This is a genomic window from Sorangium sp. So ce119 (genome assembly GCF_051524405.1).
Lineage (GTDB): Bacteria > Myxococcota_A > Polyangia > Polyangiales > Polyangiaceae > Sorangium > Sorangium cellulosum_G.
On the sequence record NZ_CP150310.1, the window covers coordinates 2,076,384 to 2,092,799 of the forward strand.

Here is a 16,416-nt window from a genome sequence, read left to right on the forward strand (position 1 = left end):
CGCGAGCTCCCCGTCGCGCTCCCGCGGCCCGCGCGGGTCCGCGGTGACTCCGCTGCTGCCAGGCAACATGAGCGAGATCGGACGCCTCCACGGCGGATACTCCGCGCCGGCGACGAGCGATGTCGGACATGGATACCCGCTCATGCGGGGTTCTCGACCCGTCATCGCACAGAACGCGCGATTTCGCGCGGTCTCGTTCAGTTCCGCTTCGCGTCCGCGGGCTGCGCCGGCCAGAGCCGCCGGAAGCCGACGCCGAGGAGGACGCCGTCGTCGCGCTGCACCAGGCCGCCGAAACGGCACTTCTCCACCAGCGTGCCCTCGGCCAGATCGCCGCCGTCCTGGAACCGGATGCGCTGACCCTCGCTCAGGGCAGCAAAGACGCGCGCGTCGGACGCGACCGCGACGAGCGCCTCCGGCGCGGGGACGCGCAGCGGCGCGGTGTCCGCGTGCTGCGCGCGGTGAACCACGCCGCGACTGGTGGTGGCGTGCGCGAGCAACGAGCGCCTTTGTTCGTCTTGGACGGAAGATTGGGTCTCCGTGGCGTCGATCCAGATGTCGACCGTGGCGCCGCGCCTGAACAGGACCACGCCGGGCAGCGCTTTGCCTGCGGCGGTGGTCAGCGTGACCAGGTCGCCCACGCCCGGCTCGGTCGACGCGCGCCCGCCGAGGCGCTCGCGCACGGCGTCCACCGTCGGCTTCGGGGAGGCGGACGCCGCGACGCGAACGAGTTTGTCCAGCTTGACCAGGGGCAGCGAGAGCTTGCGCGACATCGGACCGGCCCATTCTACGCGAACCGGCGCGCGCCCGCCTGCGCGCGGTCCTGGAATCGCTCCGGGATCCGCCCGGGCGATGCGCGCAGCCGGGCGCGCGGTCCTGGAATCGCACCGGGGTCCGCCCGGGCGACGCGCGCAGCCGGGCGCGCGTCCTGGAATCGCTCCGGGATCCGCCCGGGCGATGCGCGCAGCCGGGCGCGCGGGGCCTGCGGGCGCCCCGTCACGGCAGCGATCGGATGAACCGGTGGACCTCTTCGTTGAACCGGTCCGGCTCCTCGAGAAAGGGGCAGTGGCCGCTCTCCTCGAAGACGAGGAGCCGCGCGTCGGGGAGGTGGCGAACGAGGTGCTCGCCGGCCGCGACCGGGACCAGCTTCTCGTCCCGCCCCATGACGACCAGCGATGGAACCGCGAGCGAACGGAGGACCGGACGATAATCCCGCATCGTCTGATCGAAGAGGATCGACCCGGCGATCGACTCCTGCATGCGGGTGATCTCATCGAACATCCACCGCCGGTCGGCCTCGCCCGGCGGATCCTTGAACATGAGAGAGATGAACTCGCGCGCGAAGGCGTCGCGGTCCGTCTGGAGCTGCTCCATCGCCTCTGTCAGCGCCGGGAGGTCGAACGCGCCGAGCGGCCAGTCTGGCCACTTGAAGTCGGAGGGAGACTGCTCGACGAGCACGGTCGCCGCGAGGCGCGCGGTCCCGAACTGCCTCACGTACTCCCAGATCACGAGGCAACCCATCGACCACCCGACGAGCACCACCCCGTCGAGCGCGAGCCGCTCCAGGAACACGCGGAGATCGCGCGCATAGGTGGGGAGGGTGTGGCCCGACGGCACCTGGGTCGAGCGGCCGTGCGCCCGCAGGTCGGGCGCGACGGCGCGGTGGCCGGCGGAGAAGTACGGGAGCTGGCGGTGAAAGAAACGCCCGCTCATGCAGACGCCGTGGAGAAACACGATCGGACGACCGTGCCCGAGCTCCTCGTAGTAGAGCTCACAACCTCCGAGGTCCAACCGAGCCATCGAGCACCTCCTGGAGGATCGGTCCCAGGCTGGTCAGGCGCGGCCACCCCGGCGCGTCAGCGCGGCGCCGGCCGCGGCAAACCCGGCTAGAGGCCGATGGCGCCGCGGTACATCCATCCTGTCTTCCCCCGGTGCTCGATCTTGTACCAATCGTTCTGTCGGCCAACGAGCTTGACGCGAGTCCCGCGCACGAGGCGCATGACCACATCGCCCTCCTTGGGCGCCCCACGGACGAGCGCGGTATCCCAGCTCACGGTGGCGAGGCCGCTCGCCGCGGTCTCGCTCGTGGTCGTGCCGGCAGCCTGCTCCTGCTCCTCGCCGCCCGCCTCGGTCTTCGGAGCTTCCGGCTGCGCGCCCGGGGGGACGAAGGTGGCGGTGTAAACAAGGGAGTAACGGCGGTACTTGTGGGGGACTTCCTCGAGGGAAACGTTCGAGAACTCGCGCGCGGCGCACTGGAGAATGCCGCTGACCGTCGAGGAGGGCAGGCCCGTCTTCTTCCCCTTGACGACCTGGACCTCCTTCTTCTCGAAGTCGAGCTCGAAGCCGATCGGGAGCTTGCCCTCGACGCCGAGCGCCGCCGGGCACTGCGCGAGCTCCTTCAGCCGCGGCAGCGCGAGCGGGTCGAACTGGAGCTCGCCGCACTCCTCGATCTTCTTGTTCTTCTTGTCCGAGCAGCGCGTGATCCTGCCCGGGCCGACCACGATCTGCTGCTGGTTCTTCGCGGTGGCCTCGGGGGGCTTCGCGTCGGGCTCGGCGGTGCCGGGCGCGGCGGCAGCGGGGGAGGGCGCCGCGGGGGCCGCGCTCTCGGCCGTCGTCGGCTTGAGGTCGCCAGGGACGCTCGGGCCGATGCGGACGCCGGCCAGCCTGGGCCAGGCGACGCCGACGACGAACCCCACGAGCGCGATCACCCCCACCCGTGACCAGACCGGCTGCTCATCGCCGGGACGGGGGATGTCGACCGTCAGCGGGCGCTGCCGCTTCGCCATGTCCGCCTTCGCCATGCCTGCACGTCGCCTAGCACAGGTGGGCCGCCAGAACGAAATAGTCCGTTCGAGCAGGGCCGCTCAGCGAGCACCCGCGGGCGCTGCGGCCGCCGCGACGCCGGCCGCCTCGAGGAGCGGTCGCACCCTGGACTGCGCGATGGCGTAGACAGCGCTCACGCCGTCGCGCCGGGCATAGACGACGTTCGTGCCGCGGAAAGCGTCGCCCGCGCCGATCGCGATCGTGAAGGACCCCCCCGGGGGGCGCGGCGCGCCCGCGCCGCCCCCGGCGGGCGCGGAGGCCGGCCGGGCCAGATCGACGGCGATCCGGAGCCGCGGCGGGGTCAGGCCGTGGTGCTGCTCCGGCTTGCCCAGGGCGACGGCGCCCTCGGCGCGCAGGTCGGCGAGCGCGTCGCGGACGCCCGCGGCGGCGGCGGTGGCGCGCGCCTGATCGGCCGCCCCCGCGACGGTGAAGCCGCCCGGGGAGGCCTCGAGCACGACCGGCTTGCCGCTGGCCGGGGTGAGCGTCACCCGCGCGACGTCCTCGGGCGCGACGGCGAAGACGTCGCGGCGGAGGAGCAGGCGCCCGGCCGCGGCCTCGAGCGCCGGCGGCGCGACGAACACCGCGGCGCCTGCGCCGGCGCGCGCGAACGAGCCTGCGCCGGCGCGCGCGCCGATCTCGACCCGGGCCGCGCGCGCGGCGGCGTCGCCCGCGGCGCCGCCAGGGTCGGGCGCGGAGCTGAGCTCGGCCTCGACAACGAGCCGGGGCGCGGCGAGCCCGTAGCCCTGGCCGGGGTCCGGCGCGAGCCAGCGCTCGGCCTTGAGGCCGCCGAGCAGCTCGGCGAGCTCCTCCGCGAGCGCGTCGTCGGCGGCCAGGCCCGCGCCGCTCGGCTCGACGAGCTGCCAGGCGCCGTCGCCCGTCCGGCGGAGCCGCTGGACCAGGCCGGGGCGCTCGACGCGCAGCGCGCTGATCCGATCGGGCGGGAAATCGAACACCTGCATGGAGCGCAGCGAGACCTCCGAGGGGAGGAGCGCCCCGGCGGCCGCGGCCGGGATCTCGGCGATCGCGCCGTCCTCGAGCCGCCGGACGTGCACCACGCCGGCCTGCTCGGCGCCGATCTCGAGCGTCTCGATCCGCTCCTGCGGCTCGCCCTCGCGCGGGGACTCCGCCGGCGTCGAGAGGACGCGGAGCGTGGCCCGCGGCGGATCGAGGCCGAGCGCGCGGGGGTCGCTCGCCGTCGGGAGCAGGCGCGTCGCGCGCACGTCGAGGATCGCCTGCACGAGCGCGCGGCCCGTCTCGGTCGGGACGGGCCGGTCCTCCGGGGCCCGCAGGTGCCACTCGCTGCCGGCGCGCGCGAGCTCCAGCGAGCGCGCGCCGCCCTCGCGGCGGTCGCCGACCGCGAGCTTCACCTCGGCGACCTCGTCGAGCGGCGCGCCGACGAGGGCGAGGTCGACGAAGCGGGACGCGTCCTCGGTGAGCGGATCGAGCGCGCTCTCGTGCACACAGGCGGCCGCGCGCGTGGGCTCGCGCCGCACCGCGACGACGTGGTCGGGCCGGTCCGGGCAGGCGCCGCCGAGCTCGATCACGCCGGGCTTCGCCGAGGGGTCGCTCGGCAGGAGCGTCAGGGTGACCCGGGGGCCGCCGGAGGCCGCGGCCTGCTGCGCCACCTCGTCGGGGAGGAACCCATCGGCCTGCAGGCGGCCGAGCGTCGAGAGCACGCGGTCCATCGCCTCGGCGCTGACCCGGACGCCGCTGCCCTCGGGCGCGCCCTCGGCGAAGCGGAAGCCGGCGCCGCGGCCGCCACCCCACGGGGCGCGCGAGAAGCGCCGCGGGCCGCCGTCGCCGTCGAGCGTGAGCCCCGAGAGCTCCGTGGCGAGGTAGGGGACGAAGCTGCGGGAGCGGAGGCGATCCGGCGGAATGTCGAGCGCCGCGGCGAGCTGCTTCGTGATGACGAAGACGCCCCGGCCGGCGACCTCGGCGTAGACGGCGCCGGGCGGCGTCGGGGCGCTGCCGCCGAGCAGCAGCCGCTCGCGGCGCGGGCCCATCGCGAGCGCGATCGTGAGCCGGGGCGAGGCCAGGCCGAGGGCCGCCGCGTCGGCCGCCTCCGCGGAGACGCGGCGCTCCGCCGTCGCGAACTCCAGGGTGCCGAGGAGCTGGTCGACCGTGGGCTCGTCGGCCGGGTAGCGCTGCCCGTCGATCTCGACGTTCCAGGGGCGCTGGCCCGCGTCGTCGACCTCGCCGCGGGTGAGCCGCGCGGTCTGCGGGGCGCCGGGCGACGCCATCGTCACGGTGAGCTCGGTGATCTCGTCGGGCCGCCACGCCTCGAAGAGGTTCTTCCGGCGGCGCTCGGCCTCGTCCGTGGACACCGAGCCCCGGTCGAGCACGAGGAGCGCGACGGCGGCCGCGGCGGCGAGCGCGACAAGGATCAGCGTCGTCGCGTGCCGGCGGAGGGACCGCATCACGGGGCCCCTTCGCGCTCGGATCCGCCCGGCGAGCCGCGCCCGGCGGGCGAGCCGGGGCCGCCCTTGTCGCCGGCGCGGCGCTCGGAGCCGCGCCGCGAGAGGTGCACGGCGAGGCCGAAGAAGGCGGCCGCGAGCGGCATGTACACGACCACGTAGCGGAAGATGCCGGCGAGCGAGTCCTCGCTGAGGCGGAGGCCCGCCGTGACCGCGGGCTTGTCGGGGATGTCGAGCATGGGCGGGCTCGCGGCGAGCCAGGACAGCGCGCTCTCGACGAACACGGCCGTCCCGCGGAGCTCGGGGCTCTGCCAGTTCGCGCCGTAGAGCGCGCCCGGCGAGCTGATCACCACGACCCGCGGCCCGTGCGCGGCGGTCGACCCGGCGGGCTTCGGCAGCTCGGCGGCGTAGGCGACCGTGAGCGGCCCCGGGTGATCGCCGTCGCGCGGCTTCGGCTCGGACGGGTCCCTGGCCCAGCCGAAGAAATCGACCATGCCAAAGGCCCGGTCGCTCGTGACGAGCAGCGGCGCCGGGGCGATCGGCCCGCCCTTCGTGGGCGCGAGCGAGCTCGCCACCGTGAGCACCGGGCCGAGGCCCAGATCGGCCGCCTTGACGAGCCCCTCGGTGATCGGGTGCGGCTTCACGATCGGCGAGAAGGTCTCGCCGAAGCCCTGCGTCGAGCGGAGCTTCGGATCGAGCTCGAACACGAAGTCCGACCGGAGCTCGACCCCCGCCACGGCGAGGAGGCCCGAGAGCCCGAGGTCCACGTAGCGCTGGTCGCTCTCGTCGGGCACGGGGCCGAGCGCGAGCAGCGCGCTGCCGCCCTCCTCGACGAACGCGCGGTAGCGGGCCACGTCGCGCGGGGGCACGGGCTGGCTCGGCTCGGCGAGGACGAGCACGCGGCAGCGGCCGAGATCGACCTCCGGCGCGGGCTCCTTCGGCGCGGCGCCGGGCTCGTCGCCGTGATCGTGGTCGTGGTCGTGATCGCCGTGGCCGCCGTCGAGCTCCACGACCTCGTAGTTGTTCTTGTTGAGCCGGTCCTTGAGCGCGGCGAGCCCGCCGGCGCCGCCGACCTCGATCGACTTCTCGCCGTGGCCGCCGGCGAAGCAGACCATCGGCCGCTCGCTGCGCACGACGCTGCGGATCGCGCCGGTCAGCGCCTGCTCGAGCCGCGGGCGCGCCCGCAGGTCGTCCTCTTCCTCGACCTCGACCAGGTCGCTCGCGGTCAGGAAGTGCGGCCTGTCGCCGCGCGCGACGATGATGGCCGCGTCCGTGACGATCCGCCCGTCCTCCGTCTTGCCCGCCACGACGCCGTAGCGCTGCTGCACGGCCAGGAACTCGGCCGGGCGCCGGTCCGGGTCGGTCACCTCGACCTGGATCCGCGACGTCTCGGCGCGGTACGCGTCGAGCAGGTGCCGCACCGAGAGCGTCAGCGGGTCGCCCTCGGAGAGCAGGACGTAGACGCGGATCGGCTCCTCGAGCGCGCGCAGCGTCGAGACCGTCGCGTCGCTCAGCGTGTACAGGCCGCCCTGCGTCCAGTCCCAGCGCCTGTAGTGGCGGGCGACGAGCAGGTTGACGAGCACCGCGAGCACCATCGCGGCGATGATGCCGACGCTCGCCGACAGCTTCTCGCCGAGCGAGGTGCCCGGAGGCGGGGGCCCGGCCTGCGCGGACGGAGGGACCCGCGAAGGCGGAGTCCCGACCTGCGCGGACGGAGGGACCCGCGAAGGCGGAGTCCCGGCCTGCGGAGACGGCGGGGCCTGGCGGGGCTGCTCTTCGGCCATCAGCCCCACCTCCACGCGTCCACCGCGCGCACGGTCACGAACAGCGGGAGCGCGATCACCGTGGCGTCGAACACGAGCCGGCGCAGGTCGACGATCCCGCGGGAGAAATCGTTCATCTGCGTCCACACCGAGACGTAGGCGCAGAGGTCGTGCGCCGGGCCGTCCGGGAAGATGAACTCCCCGATGCCGAGGATGAACAGGCCCATCACCGCCATCGTGCTGAGCACCGCGGCCATGAGCTGGCTCTTCGTGAGCGCGCTCGTCATCGTCCCGATCGCGAGGTAGCCGGCGCCGATCGCGACCACGGCGAGGTAGCTCGACCCAACGACCCGCCAGTCGAGCTCGCCGGTCCTCCCGATGAGGACCACGTAGAGCAGCGTCGGCGCCCACATCGCGACGTACGTCACGAGCGCCGCGGCGTACTTCGCCAGCACGACGCCGGTGGACCCCACGGGCGCCGTCAGCAGCGCCTCGATTGTGCCGCTCCTGCGCTCCTCGGCGAAGAGCCGCATCGTGAGCAGCGGGCACACGAAGAGCAGCGGCAGGTAGATCAGGATCGTCTGGCCGAAGAAGACCTGCACCGGGCCCGTGTCGGCCGAGAGCTCCACCTCGCCCGCGAACTGGGTCGCGATCAGGAAGAAGTGCACGCCCTGCACGAGCAGGAACGTGGTGATCAGCACCCACGCGAGCGGCGTCACGAACAGCGAGAAGAGCTCGCGCTTGAAGATCGGCCAGAAGCCCCTCACCGCCGCTCCTTCTCCGTGCCGCCCGTGCCGCGGCGCCCCGCGCTGCCCTTCTTCCGGGACGCCCGCGGGGGCGCCTCGCTGCCGCCGACCGGCCCGGGGGCGGCCGGCCCCCCGGCGGCGCCCTGCTCGCCGCCGTCGTCGCCGGCGGTCAGCTCGGAGAAGACCTGCTCCAGCGAGGGGGCGTGCGGGACGAGCTCGCGCACGCCGATGCCCGCGCCGACCAGCGCGCGCACGAGGCGCTCGGTGGCCTCGCCAGGGTCGGCGGCGGCGTCGAACTCGACCGTGATCCGCGCCGCCTCGCCGGCCGGCTCCGCCTCGGCCGAGCGGACGTCCGCCGCGCCGCGCGCCGCCGCGAGCGCCGCGTCCGCCGCGCCGCGCACGACCAGGCGAACGCCCGAGGCGCGTCGCATCGCGCGCAGCTCGTCGATCGACCCCTCGGCGACGAGCCGCCCGCGCGCGATCACGACCGCCCGCGTGCAGGTCGCCTCGACCTCCGAGAGGATGTGCGTCGAGAGGAGCACGGTGCGGTCGCGCCCGAGCCGGCGCACGAGCGCGCGCACCTCGCGGATCTGGTTCGGATCGAGGCCCGCCGTCGGCTCGTCGAGGATGAGCAGCGGCGGGTCGCCGACGAGCGCGTCCGCGAGGCCGACCCGCTGCCGGTAGCCCTTCGAGAGGTGGCCGATCATGACGCTCGCCACGTCCTCGACGCGCGCGTCGCGCAGGGCGCGCGCGACCGCGTCGCGGCGCGCGCGCCGGGGCACGAGCTTCAGCTCCGCGCGGAAGGCGAGGTACTCCGAGACGCGCATCTCCGGGTAGAGCGGCGAGGTCTCGGGCATGTACCCGAGCGAGGCCCGCGCGCGCATCGGCTCCTCCGCGATGTCGTACCCGGCCACCCGCACGCGGCCGGAGGTCGCGCCGAGGAACCCCGCGAGGATGCGCAGGGTCGTGCTCTTGCCCGCCCCGTTCGGGCCGAGAAAGCCGACGATCTCGCCCTGGTTCACCCGGAACGAGAGATCGCTCACCGCCTGGTGAGGACCGTAGGACTTGGAGAGGTGCTCGACCTCGATCATCGGGACATCGGGGGGTCGGGGCCGTCGGCGCGGCGAACCGTGCTGCGCGCGCCGGCACGCGCACGCACGCTGGAACGATCGCGCGGAACGCTTAGCGCACCGGGCGGGGTAGGGGAAGCGCGCGCCGGGCGTCCGGGCGCCGCGGCGGACGCGGGGCGCGTCGATCGCCGCCGAGTAGCCAGAGCCGCGCGTCTCTGGTAACCCTCCGCCGTCGTGCCCGGCGGCCCGGGCGCTCAGGCCACGGGCCCCTCCGCCGTGCGACGCACCCGGTGCGCCGAGCGCCGCGGCCCCCTCACACCCACCGCTTCACGATGGATCAGACGCTCCTCCGGTCGTATTTCTCGACCATCTACGAGTTCCCCACGGCGGCGGGCACGCTGCGCGTGTCGCTGGACGGCGAGATCGTCCAGGACCAGGCCGGGCTCCCCGACCTCCTGACCCGCAAGTTCGCCGTGCTCACCGCCTACAACCCGCGCTCGATGCTCATCCCTCGCCGGGTGAACGATCAGCGCCACCACGTGCTCCGCGATCTCTTGATCCTCGGGTGCTACCGGGTGGAGCCGTGCGTGGGATCCGAGGCCGAGCCGGAGGGCATCTGGCGCGAGCCGGCCTGGCTCGTCCACGGCATGGACCGCGACGAGGCGATCGCCTTCGGCCGGGTCTTCCGGCAGAACACGATCGTCTTCGCGCAAGGCGGCCGGCCGGAGCTCATCATCACGGACCCGACGGCAGACGACATCGGCCGAACTTTCCAGGGCAACTGGCGCGTTCGGTCGTGACGCTGGGGGCGGCCGCGGACGCGGATCGCCGATTCCATGTTGAAACATACCCGCAAAATGTGGGTTCATGCCCAGGCGTTTAGGGATGGGCGGACCGGCCTCGCTCACCACATGAGGAGACACAGCAGAATGCGCACCCAGGTCACCCTCGCGGCGCTCGCCGCGCTCGGGCTCGTCGCCGGCGCTGGCGGCTGCGGCCAGAACAAGGTCTCGGAGTGCAACGCGCTCATCGAGGTCATCAACAAGGGCGTTCAGAGCATCGAGAAGGGCACCAAGGCTGGCACCGACCAGGGCGGGTCGAGCGAGCTGAAGGCGATGGCCGATGCGATGGACAAGGTGGCGGCCGACGCGGCGCAGGTGAAGCTGACCACCCCGGAGCTGCAGAAGTTCTCGGGCGAGTACCAGGCGATGGCCAAGGACGTCGCCAAGGCCGCGCGCGACCTCGCGACCGCGGCCGACGCGAACGACGCGGAGAAGAGCAACACCGCTCAGGCCGCGATCGAGAAGGCGATCAAGCAGGAAGATCCGCTCGTCGACAACATCAACAAGTTCTGTCAGGCGCCCTGAAGAGGCCGGCCCACCGGGGCCGGGCTCGGCGGGGCGCTCGCGCCGGTCGTGGACAGGCAGGCGCGCGCGCCTCGCGCGGCGCGACGACGCGCGCGCCTGTCCACGGCCTAGCGACCCGTGATCAGGGCACGAAGCGGTAGCCGACCCCGCGCACCGTCACGAGGTGGCGCGGCGCGGCGGCGTCGTCCTCGAGCTTGTTGCGGAGCTGGAGGATGAAGTTGTCGATCGTGCGCGGGGTCCCGTGGTGCGTCGGGCCCCACACCTTGGCCTGGATCTGCTCCCTGGACAGGACCCGGCCGCACGCCTCGGCGAGGCAGAGCAGCACGTCGAACTCGGTCGCCGTGAGCTCGATCAGCGCGTCGCCGCGGCGGACCTCGCGCGTCGCCGCGTTGATCACGATGTCGCCGGCGCGGAGCTGCTCCGCGTCCGCGCGCGCGATCGCGTCGCGCCGGAGCACCGCCTTCACCCGGGCGAGCAGCTCGGCCAGGCTGAACGGCTTCGTGACGTAGTCCTCGGCGCCGAGCTCGAGGCCCATCACCTTGTCCATCTCGGCGCCGCGCGCGGACAGCATGATCGCCGGCAGGGTGCGCCGCTCGCTCCGCAGGATGCGGAGCAGCTCGAAGCCGTTCAGGCGGGGGAGCATCACGTCGATGATGATGAGATCGATCCCGCCGGCGCGGGCGAGCTCGAGGCCGCGCTCGCCGTCCTCGGCCACGAGGACGCGGTAGCCCTCCGCGGTCAGGTTCATCTCGAGACCCATCGCGATGCTGGGATCGTCCTCCACGAGCAGGACGGTCCGCGCTGAGGCTTGAGGGTTCCGGGTCATGCTGGGGACGTCCTCTAGCATGTCCATGTCCGGACCGGAGGCGCCGCGCCTACGGCGGCGCGTCCGCTCCGGCGGCGTGCTTCGCGGCCTCGGGGGGCGCGGCGACGGCGACGGCGTCACGCGCGGGGACGGCGTTGGGCGCGGCGCCCGGCGCGCCCGGCGCGTTGGGCGAACGCTTCCCGGCGGGGCTCGTCCTGGGCGCGTTCCGGATCGGCAGCACGAGCGTGAACGTGCTGCCCTTCCCCGGCTCGCTGTCCACGAGGATCCTGCCCCGGTGCGCGCGGATGACGTGCTTGACGATCGACAGCCCGAGCCCGGAGCCCTCCTGCTGCCGGGCCAGGAGATCGTCGACCCGGTAGAACTTCTCGAAGATCCGCTTGTGCTCCTTGCGAGCGATGCCCTTGCCGTTGTCTCGCACGGTGATCAGCGCCGACCGGTTGACGACATGGGCGGAGACGCAGATCTTCCTCGGCTGACCGCCGTACTTGTAGGCGTTCGAGAGCAGGTTGACGATCGCGTCGACGAGCGCGCTCCGATCGCAGAGCACGGGCGGGAGGTTCGCGTCGACGTCGATGTCGAGCTCGACGCTGCGCTTCTCGCGGGTCGGCTCGAAGGCGTGGACCGCCTCGTCGACGACATCCTCGAGGCGGTGCTCGGAGAGCTCGTAGACGCGCCGGCCGCTCTCCATGCGCCCCCAGTCGAGCAGCCGGTCGATGAGCTGCTGGAGGCGGGCGCTCTCCTTGGTGAGCGCGTCGATGCAGCGGTCCTCGCTGACCGTGTCGCCGCGCCGGAGCTTGAGCGTCTCGGTGAACATCCGGATCGACGTGAGCGGCGTGCGCAGCTCGTGCGAGACCTTGGACACGAAGTCGGCCTGGAGCTCGGACAGGTTGCGCTCGCGCCGGAGGAACACCCACACGAGGATGACCCCGGTCGCGAGCGTCCCGCAGAACGTGAGCACCAGGATGCCCATGATGAGGTTGTACTGGGCCTCGCCGAGCACGAGCAGGAGGAAGCCGACGCCCGACAGGAGCACGCCGGGGACGATGACGAGGTAGACGAGGAGCTGGATGATCCGCCGGTAACCGAGCGTGGTGAGGTCGCGCCGCGGGGTCCGCATGACCGCAGCTTAGTTGGGCCGCGCGCCGCCCGCGAGCAGCCTCGGGCGCGGGCCTACGGCTCGATCCGCTCCAGCACGAGCGCGGGCGCCTCGGCCGGCGCCGGGCCGAGCCGGAAGGCCGCGCGGACGCGATCGGCCGCGGCCTGCGCGTCCTCCGTCCGGCGGGCGTGGATGCGGGCGAGGGGCGCCCCGCGGTCCACGCGGTCGCCGCGCGCGGCGGCGAGCTCGATCCCCACGGCGGGGTCCACGCGCTGGTCGGCGCGCGTCCGTCCGGCGCCGAGCGCCACCGCGGAGAGCCCGATCTCCAGCGGATCCACGGCGACGACGTACCCCTCGTCCTGGGCCGCGACCTCGACCACGACGGGGGCGCTGGGGAGCCGGCCCAGATCCCGCACCACGGCCGGATCGCCCTTCTGCGCGGCGATCATCCGCGCGAGCACCTCGGCCGCCGCGCCGCTCGCGATGGCGGCCTCGAGCTTGACGCGCGCCTCGGCGGCGCTCGCCGCGGCGCCGCCGGCGATCAGCATCTCCTCGGCGAGGGCGAGCGTGCACGCGACGAGGTCGGCCGGGCCCCCGCCGTGCAGCACCTCGATCGCCTCGCGGGTCTCGATGGCGTTGCCGACGGTGCGCCCGAGGGGCGCGCTCATGTCGGTGAGCAGCGCGGAGACGCGCTTGCCGGCCGCGGTCCCGACGCGCACGAGCGCGGTCCCGAGCGCGCGGGCGTCGTCCAGGGTCTTCATGAACGCGCCCCGCCCGACCTTGACGTCGAGCACGAGCGCGTCGATGCCCTCCGCGAGCTTCTTCGAGAGGATGCTGGCGACGATGAGCGGGATCGACTCGACCGTGGCGGTCACGTCGCGCAGCGCGTAGATGCGCTTGTCCGACGGCGCGATCCGCTCGGTCTGCCCGATCATGCACGTCCCGACCTCGCGGACGATGCGCGCGAACGTGGCGGTGTCGAGCCCGACGTCGAACCCCGGGATCGCCTCGAGCTTGTCGAGCGTGCCGCCCGTGTGGCCGAGCCCGCGGCCGGACACCATCGGGACGGGCACGCCGCAGGCGGCGACGAGGGGGGCGAGGCAGATCGAGACCTTGTCCCCGACGCCGCCGGTCGAGTGCTTGTCGACCTTCCGCCCGGGCACGCTCGACAGGTCGAGGACGTCGCCCGAGTGGAGCATCGCCTTCGTGAGCGCGACGGTCTCGGCGTCGTCCATGCCGCGGAAGAAGACGGCCATGAGCAGCGCGCTCATCTGGTAGTCGGCGAGCTCGCCTTCGCCGTGGGCGCGGATGATCCGCGCGATCTCGTCCTCGGACAGCCGCCCGCCGTCGCGCTTCTTCGCGACGAGCTCGACAAGGGTCTGCATCGGCGCCGAGCTTAGCCGGGTTCGACCCTATTTGTCCCCGGCGCGGTCGTCCCTATGGTGCCCGGGAGCGCGCGGGCCGCCCCCGCAGGAGAGCGGATCCGGTGCCGGTCGCGTTCGCTCTGGAAGGGAGCCGCACGGCGCCTCATGGACAGCCTCCTCTACGCCCGGGCCCAGATGGGCCTGTCGCTGGCATTTCACATGATCTTCGCCGCCGCCGGGGTGGCGCTGCCGCTGATCATGGTCATCGCGGACGCGCTCTGGCATCGGACGGGCGATCGCGACTACCTCGAGTTCTCGAAGCGCATGGCGAAGGGGACGGCGATCCTGTTCGCGGTCGGCGCCGTGTCGGGGACGGTGCTCTCGTTCGAGCTCGGGCTCCTCTGGCCGAGCTTCATGGGGACGTTCGGCGAGGTGATCGGGCTCCCGTTCTCGCTCGAGGGCTTCGCGTTCTTCACCGAGGCGATCTTCCTCGGCATCTATCTCTACGGGCGCGGCAAGCTCCCGCCGAAGCTGCACCTGCTCTCCGGCGCGCTGGTGGCCCTGAGCGGCGCGCTCTCGGCGTTCTTCGTGATCCTGGTGAACGCCTGCATGAACGACCCGGCCGGCTTCACGATGGCGTCCGGCCGCCCGGTGGACATCGACCCGATCGCGGCGATGTTCAGCCCGCCGTGGAAGCACGAGACGCTGCACGGCATCCTGGCGTGCTATCAGGCGACGGCGTTCGTGATGACGGGGATTCACGCCCTGGTGCTCCTGCGGCACCCTGGGAGCCCGCTGTTCCGGAAGGCGTTCGCGGTGACGCTCGCGATCGCCGGGGTGACGGCGCTGGCTCAGCCGTTCGTCGGCCATTACGCGGCGGTGCAGGTCGGGGCCGGGCAGCCGGCGAAGCTCGCGGCGATGGAGGCGCACTTCGAGACCTCGGCCCGGGCGCCGCTGCTCATCGGCGGCCTGCCCGACGTGGAGCGGGGCGAGGTCGATTACGCGATCGAGATCCCGGGCGGGCTGTCGATGCTCCTGCACGCCGATCCGGACGCGGTGGTGCCTGGGCTCGACGCTGTCCCGCGCGACGAGTGGCCGCCGGTCACGGCGACGCACCTCTCGTTCCAGGTGATGGTCGCGGCGGGCTCGGCGATGGCGCTGCTCGCGCTGGTCGCGGCGGTGCTCGCGTGGCGCCGCCGGGGGATCCCGGATCAGCGCCTGTTCCTCTGGGCGGCGGTGCTGGCGAGCCCGCTCGGCATCGTGGCGATGGAGGCGGGCTGGCTGGTGACGGAGTTCGGGCGCCAGCCGTGGATCGTGCGGGGCGCGATGCGCACGCGCGACGCGGTGACCCCGTTCCCGCACCTGGCGGCGCCTTTCTGGATGTTCACGGCGCTCTATGTCTTCCTGGGCGTCATGGTGACGTACCTGCTCGTGCGCCAGCTCCGCGCGGCGCCGCTCGGGGTGACGGGCGGCGGCTCGCGCGCGGGGAGGAGCGGGAGCGCGACGGGCGCCGGCGGCGGCGGCGGCGGGGAGCCCGGGGTGACGGCCGGCGGCGGGGGGGAGCCCGGGGTGACGGCCGGCGGCGGCGCGCCGCGCGCGCTCGAGGGGGGCGCGGCCGATGCACGTTGAGTGGTTCCTCGGCGGGGTGATGGTGGCGGCGCTCGTCCTGTATGCGCTGTTCGGCGGGGCCGACTTCGGCGGCGGCGTCTGGGATCTGCTCGCCTCCGGCCCGCGGAAGCAGGAGCAGCGCGCGCTGATCGAGCGGGTCATGGGCCCGATCTGGGAGGCCAACCACGTGTGGCTGATCCTGGCCATCGTGCTGCTCTTCACGGCGTTTCCGCCGGCCTTCGCGGCGATCTCGATCGCGCTGCACGTCCCCCTCACGCTGTTCCTCGTGGGCGTCGTGTTCCGCGGCTCGGCGTTCAGCTTCCGCAGCTACGACTCGCGGGGTGACAGGCAGCAGAAGCGCTGGGGATTCGTCTTCTCGCTGGCGAGCGTGATCGCGCCGGTGCTGCTCGGCATGATCGTCGGCGCGGTGGCGTCGGGTCGGATCCGGGTGGCGTCCGGGGTGGTGACGAGCGGCTTCTTCGCCCCGTGGCTCTCGCTGTTTCCGTTCGTGGTCGGGCTGTTCGCGCTGGCGCTGTTCGCGTTCCTGGCGGCGGTCTACCTGACGAACGAGGCGACGGAGCCGGCGCTGGTCGACGATTTCCGTCGGCGCGCGCTCCTCTCGGGCTGCGTGGTCGCGGCGCTCGCGCTGGCGTCGTTCGCGGCCTCGTTCCGGGGCGCTCCGCTCATCCGAGAGGGCCTGACGGATCATCCGATCACGTGGCCGCTTCACGTCACGACGGGCCTCGCCGCGACGGCGGCGTTCTTCGCGCTGTGGACCCGCCGCTTCCGTCTGGCGCGCCTCGCGGCGGCGGCGCAGGTGACGCTGATCCTGCTGGGCTGGGCGGCCTCTCAGTACCCGTTCCTTGTCGTGCCCGACGTGACGCTCGCAGGGGCCGCGGCGAACCCGAGGACGCTGCGATTGCTGGTCTGGGTGCTCGGCGTCGGATTCGTGCTGCTGTTCCCATCGCTGTACGTCCTTTTCCGGATATTCGGGAGCGGCCGGGCGGGGGCTGCGCGTGACGGCGATGAGGTTCATGAGCGGGAGTAGGGTCGAGGTACGTGGAAGTCGCAATCGGTCGCAATCGGTCGTGAGCGGTCGTGAGCGGGCGTAACCGGGCGTAAAGCGTGGCGGTCGGCCGCGACCGGCCGCGAACGGTCCCAATCGGTCGCGACCGGTCGTGAGCGGGTCGCAACCGTCTGAACACCTCGCCCCACCCGCGGGAGAGGCGTGAGGTCGGCTCGCTCAACAGGGCGGCTATCCGTCCGGGCGCTAGGCGGTCGTGGCGCGGGGCTGGTCGCGCATTGCATTCCTGAAACCCGGAACCCCCTCTCATGAGGCCGG

The 16,416-nt window shown here is 73.4% G+C and carries 14 protein-coding genes; 4 read left to right on the forward strand and 10 right to left on the reverse strand.

Translation table 11 applies throughout. From position 1 onward, the window contains the following. Positions 1-197: 197 nt before the first annotated feature. The 7 genes from WME76_RS08165 to WME76_RS08195 all read right to left on the reverse strand — a co-directional run bounded on the left by WME76_RS08165 (position 198) and on the right by WME76_RS08195 (position 8,834). Positions 198-770 carry a hypothetical protein gene (locus WME76_RS08165; protein WP_437959615.1) on the reverse strand — a complete coding sequence of 191 codons (573 nt, stop codon included), beginning with the start codon at positions 768-770 and terminating at the stop codon, positions 198-200. A gap of 223 nt (positions 771-993) precedes the next feature. Further along, positions 994-1,797: an alpha/beta fold hydrolase gene (locus WME76_RS08170; protein WP_437959616.1), complete on the reverse strand. Its 804-nt coding sequence runs from the start codon at positions 1,795-1,797 to the stop codon at positions 994-996. 86 nt (positions 1,798-1,883) lie between these two features. Continuing rightward, on the reverse strand, positions 1,884-2,798 hold the full coding sequence (locus tag WME76_RS08175; RefSeq protein WP_437959617.1) for an SH3 domain-containing protein: 915 nt from the start codon (positions 2,796-2,798) through the stop codon (positions 1,884-1,886). Between the two features lie 63 nt (positions 2,799-2,861). Beyond that, a complete protein-coding gene (locus WME76_RS08180) occupies positions 2,862-5,237 on the reverse strand; it encodes a DUF4340 domain-containing protein (protein WP_437959618.1) in 2,376 nt (791 codons plus the stop codon). After that, positions 5,237-7,018 carry a GldG family protein gene (locus WME76_RS08185; RefSeq protein ID WP_437959619.1) on the reverse strand — a complete coding sequence of 594 codons (1,782 nt, stop codon included), beginning with the start codon at positions 7,016-7,018 and terminating at the stop codon, positions 5,237-5,239. Before WME76_RS08185 ends, WME76_RS08180 begins: the two co-directional genes overlap by 1 nt. Then, positions 7,018-7,764 (reverse strand): ABC transporter permease, encoded by a 747-nt coding sequence (locus tag WME76_RS08190; RefSeq protein WP_061618146.1) that lies wholly within the window; start codon positions 7,762-7,764, stop codon positions 7,018-7,020. The genes WME76_RS08185 and WME76_RS08190 overlap by 1 nt, the downstream gene beginning before the upstream one ends. After that, complete coding sequence (locus tag WME76_RS08195) at positions 7,761-8,834, reverse strand: ABC transporter ATP-binding protein (protein ID WP_437959620.1); 1,074 nt, start codon at positions 8,832-8,834, stop codon at positions 7,761-7,763. The genes WME76_RS08190 and WME76_RS08195 overlap by 4 nt, the downstream gene beginning before the upstream one ends. A 311-nt stretch (positions 8,835-9,145) precedes the next feature. Here WME76_RS08195 and WME76_RS08200 point away from each other — a divergent pair, with 311 nt between their 5' ends. After that, positions 9,146-9,613, forward strand: coding sequence for a DUF3293 domain-containing protein (locus WME76_RS08200; protein WP_061607955.1), 468 nt, complete (start codon positions 9,146-9,148; stop codon positions 9,611-9,613). Positions 9,614-9,742: 129 nt separating this feature from the next. Next, on the forward strand, positions 9,743-10,180 hold the full coding sequence (locus tag WME76_RS08205; RefSeq protein WP_061616526.1) for a hypothetical protein: 438 nt from the start codon (positions 9,743-9,745) through the stop codon (positions 10,178-10,180). A gap of 121 nt (positions 10,181-10,301) precedes the next feature. Here the strand turns inward: WME76_RS08205 and WME76_RS08210 are convergent, their stop codons facing one another. Genes WME76_RS08210 through WME76_RS08220 form a run of 3 tightly spaced genes read right to left on the reverse strand, consistent with a single transcriptional unit; the run spans position 10,302 to position 13,487 of the window. After that, a complete protein-coding gene (locus WME76_RS08210) occupies positions 10,302-11,006 on the reverse strand; it encodes a response regulator transcription factor (RefSeq protein ID WP_061616527.1) in 705 nt (234 codons plus the stop codon). Positions 11,007-11,055: 49 nt separating this feature from the next. Next, positions 11,056-12,123, reverse strand: a complete 1,068-nt coding sequence (locus WME76_RS08215; RefSeq protein ID WP_437959621.1) for a sensor histidine kinase — start codon at positions 12,121-12,123, stop codon at positions 11,056-11,058. Between the two features lie 53 nt (positions 12,124-12,176). Further along, positions 12,177-13,487, reverse strand: coding sequence for a thymidine phosphorylase (locus WME76_RS08220; RefSeq protein ID WP_437959622.1), 1,311 nt, complete (start codon positions 13,485-13,487; stop codon positions 12,177-12,179). Positions 13,488-13,631: 144 nt separating this feature from the next. On the opposite strand from WME76_RS08220, the gene WME76_RS08225 reads away from it, so the two are divergent. After that, positions 13,632-15,095, forward strand: a complete 1,464-nt coding sequence (locus WME76_RS08225) for a cytochrome ubiquinol oxidase subunit I (RefSeq protein ID WP_437959623.1) — start codon at positions 13,632-13,634, stop codon at positions 15,093-15,095. Beyond that, positions 15,085-16,122 (forward strand): cytochrome d ubiquinol oxidase subunit II, encoded by a 1,038-nt coding sequence (locus WME76_RS08230; RefSeq protein WP_437959624.1) that lies wholly within the window; start codon positions 15,085-15,087, stop codon positions 16,120-16,122. The genes WME76_RS08225 and WME76_RS08230 overlap by 11 nt, the downstream gene beginning before the upstream one ends. Positions 16,123-16,416: the final 294 nt, after the last annotated feature.